Source organism: Streptomyces sp., assembly GCF_035563135.1.
GTDB lineage: Bacteria > Actinomycetota > Actinomycetes > Streptomycetales > Streptomycetaceae > Streptomyces.
In genome coordinates this window covers 1-3,511 of the sequence record NZ_DATMVN010000711.1, presented here as the reverse complement: position 1 = coordinate 3,511, position 3,511 = coordinate 1, and the positions used below count along the sequence as shown (strand labels likewise).

Below are 3,511 nucleotides of genomic sequence, written 5' to 3'. Positions count from 1 at the left end.
CTCCCAGGGGGGCGGGGAGGAGCCCGGGAGCGTCTGGGACCGGCGGATCGCCGGCGGGCTGGCGTTCCTGCGGCGCAGGCTCACGGGTGACTACGAGGTCGACGAGTTCGGGTACGACGAGGAGCTGACCGACCAGGTCCTCATGTCGGTGCTCAGGCCGCTCGCGGACAAGTACTTCCGTGTCGAGGTGAAGGGCATCGAGAACATCCCGTCCGACGGCGGGGCGCTCGTCGTGGCCAACCACTCCGGGACGCTGCCGCTGGACGGGCTGATGCTCCAGGTCGCGGTGCACGACCACCACCCGGCCCAGCGGCATCTGCGGCTGCTCGCGGCCGATCTCGTCTTCATGCTCCCGGTGGTCAACGAGCTGGCGAGGAAGGCCGGGCACACCCTTGCGTGCGCGGAGGACGCGGAGCGGCTGCTGCAGGGCGGTGAGATCGTCGGGGTGATGCCGGAGGGCTTCAAGGGCCTCGGGAAGCCGTTCGGCGAGCGGTACAAGCTGCAGCGCTTCGGGCGGGGCGGGTTCGTGTCGACGGCGCTGCGGGCCGGGGTGCCGATCGTCCCGTGCTCGATCGTGGGCGCGGAGGAGATCTACCCGATGATCGGCAACTCGAAGACGCTGGCGCGGGTCCTGGGGGTCCCGTACTTCCCGGTCACGCCGACTTTTCCGTGGCTGGGGCCGCTGGGGATGCTGCCGTTGCCGACGAAGTGGACGATCCAGTTCGGGGAGCCCATCCCCACGGACGGGTATCCGCCGGAGGCGGCGGAGGACCCGATGCTGATGTTCAACCTGACGGACCAGGTGCGGGAGCAGATCCAGCACACGCTGTACAAGCTGCTGGTGCAGCGCAGGTCGGTCTTCTTCTGAACCGTACGGCCATCCGCACGAGGCCCACGGGGGGAGGGGGAGCGGACCGGTCCGCGCCCCCTCCCCCCGTGCGGTTGCCCTCAGGGCTCGACGTTCTCGCCGTCGATTCCCAGGCCGGGCAGCAGGCCCGGGAGCAGTGGCGGCAGGATGACGTCCGGTGCGGAGGGCACGCCGGACGCGCCGCCCGGGGACGACGGGGTGGTGCCGTCCGTCGGAAGGTCCTCCAGCAGGCCGTCCGTACCGCCGTCGATCAGGCCGTCGGCCGGGCCGCTGCCGGAGCCGGAGGGCTTCGGTGCGGTGCTGGTGGACGCGCTGTCGTCGGGGGCCGCGGAGGAGGAGGGCGCCTTGTCGCCCGGGGCCGAGGAACCCCGGTTCTCCTGCGTGGAGCCGGCGGGCGGGGTGTCCTCATCGGCGCCCGGTGTGCGGGGCAGCAGGGACTTCAGCGGTGCGACTTCCTGGTCCATGGCCTCGAAGACGGAGCTGACCCTGTCGCTGATGTCGGTCAGCTGGACGGGCAGCCGGTCGCGGAGGCTGCTCCAGCTCGCACGGTGGGAACGGGAGAAGGAGTCCAGCGCCTGGATGGGGCCGAGGGCTCCGTCACGCCGGTAGGCGGCGTGGAGCAGGCGGTGGCCCTCGGTGGCGTCGTGCGTCATGCCGTCGAGTGCGCGTCTGACCTCGCTGATCGATTCGTGGTCCATCTCGCCCGAGCGGCCCCGCTCCATCAGCCGGCGGGCTTCGCCGAGGCGGGTCGACGCCTGGTCGAGGTGGACCTCGCCCCGCTCGGCGTCGCTGTCGGCCATGCCGAGGCTGATGTCCTCCATGCTGCGCTTGAGCGGGTAGAGGGAATCACCCGGCAGGGCGTCGGAACTGGCAGCGGCCACTCCGCCGAATGCTCCCGCGGCCACACCCACGGTGAGCCCGCCCGCGGTGAGGCCCTTCGCCCAGCGGGAGCGGGGACGCAGCCTCCTGATCGGGGAGGCCCGGTGGGCTCCCTTGTTCCGCTGTTCGGGCACCGTAGGGCCCGTGGACGCACCGCCTTCGGCGAACAGGGTCTCCATGGCCGCGACGAGCTGGGCTCGCTGGACCACTTTGACCTCGGGATCGAATTCAGGCTCCGGTAGCTCGCCGAGGCCGTTCGCCAGGGCCAACAGCTTTCCGTGGTCGGCCGGTTGGGCCGGGTCCTCGGGCTGTACGGCCGCCGCACCCTGGGGGGACTGCTCCTCCAGGGCCTGGGCGAAGGCGTTCGCCCGCCGGTGTGCCGAAACGTTTGCGATCACTGGCGGCACCTCCTCTCGTCATGACGGTCGACTCCCCTGAGGGTCCGGAAGGTTGCCCACCGGAGGTGTTTCCACACGATCGAGCGAGTGGAAACGGTCAGGTGGGGCGACAGGGGGCCTGCATCCGGCACAACGAGTGGCGCGGCAGTTGGGTTACGGAGTGAGGATGTCCCGATCGGTGTGTCACGGACACGTCACGGATGGTGATGTCAGCGGGCGTCGTCCGGCAGAAGTCGCGCGAGCGTGCGCACGGCTCGGTACTGCAAGGTTTTGATCGCGCCCTCGTTCTTTCCCATGACCCGGGCGGTCTCGGCGACCGAGAGGCCCTGCAGGAATCTCAGGGTCACGCACTCCTGCTGCTGCGGGTTGAGCCGGCGTACGGCTTGCAGCAGCGCGGCGTTGGAGAGGGATTCAAGGACGGAGTCCTCCGGGCTCCGCGCGACCTCGTTGGCGTCGAGCATTTCGCCGGTGGTCACTTCCAGTCGGAAACGACTGGACTTGAAGTGGTCGGCGACCAGGTTCCGGGCGATCGTGACCAGCCAGGCGCCGAAATCACGGCCCTGCCAGGTGAAGGTGGAGATACGGCGGAGGGCGCGCAGGAACGTCTCGCTCGTGAGGTCCTCCGCTGTCGCCTTTCCTCCCACGCGGTAGTAGATGTACCGGTACACGGTGTCGCTGTACTGGTCGTACAGGCGGCCGAAGGCCTCGGCCTCACCGGCCTGGGCGCGCTCGACGAGATCCATCATGCGCGCGCTGTCGCTGTCGGCCGTCGGCCGGCGGACGGCGGGTGTGGCCGCGGCGCCGCGGTTGCTGCGTCTTCCGACGGCCGCGCTGCGTTCGGCCAGCGCATAGCAAGGGCCGGCAGGTACAGGGGTGGCGAATTGGGGGACGGCGTACGCGGTGGGGACGAAGCCGCGCAAGTGGTCGAGGACCGTTGCGCGCAGCGTAGCCAGGCCCGAGGTGTCAACCCCGACGTGTGGGTACACGGGACTCCCAGAGGCAGAGCTTCCATCACGTGCAGTTCGAAAACCATCACTCGTGGTAGCGGGTGACGGGCTCCTTGTGCGTCTGAGGAGAATAACGCTTCGTACAGGCGGTGCTACACCCAGTTGCTCAAATCACCGGTTACGTCGTTTTCGTATCCTCTAAGTGACGGTTCAAGTGATGATTCGTGACCGATTGTTGATGGAATCGCTTCGGGATCTGTCTGTGACGGCGACGGGTTGTGGTCGTCAGGGCACGGCGCGAGCGGCCGGGCGAGGGGCGTCCCTGCCCGGGGTTCCGCTGCCGGAGGGGCGTACGTCTCCGGGCGCGCCGAGTCGCCCCCTCGCGGGGAGGAGGTGCGGGGAGCCGGGGTGGGGGTCAG

Annotated in this window: 3 protein-coding genes; 1 reads left to right on the top strand and 2 read right to left on the bottom strand. The window is 69.7% G+C overall.

All coding sequences use genetic code 11. The features are described 5' to 3' along the window. Window positions 1-868, top strand: an 868-nt coding sequence (locus tag VN520_RS31605; protein WP_325750361.1) for a lysophospholipid acyltransferase family protein, incomplete at its 5' end; no start/stop codon positions are given. An 80-nt stretch (window positions 869-948) separates the two neighbouring features. Here VN520_RS31605 and VN520_RS31600 read toward each other — a convergent pair. Together VN520_RS31600 and VN520_RS31595 are read right to left on the bottom strand one after the other, a co-directional pair. Continuing rightward, window positions 949-2,145 (bottom strand): DUF5667 domain-containing protein, encoded by a 1,197-nt coding sequence (locus VN520_RS31600; RefSeq protein WP_325750360.1) that lies wholly within the window; start codon window positions 2,143-2,145, stop codon window positions 949-951. A 209-nt stretch (window positions 2,146-2,354) separates the two neighbouring features. After that, on the bottom strand, window positions 2,355-3,131 hold the full coding sequence (locus VN520_RS31595; protein WP_325750359.1) for an ECF subfamily RNA polymerase sigma factor, BldN family: 777 nt from the start codon (window positions 3,129-3,131) through the stop codon (window positions 2,355-2,357). Window positions 3,132-3,511 lie beyond the last annotated feature (380 nt).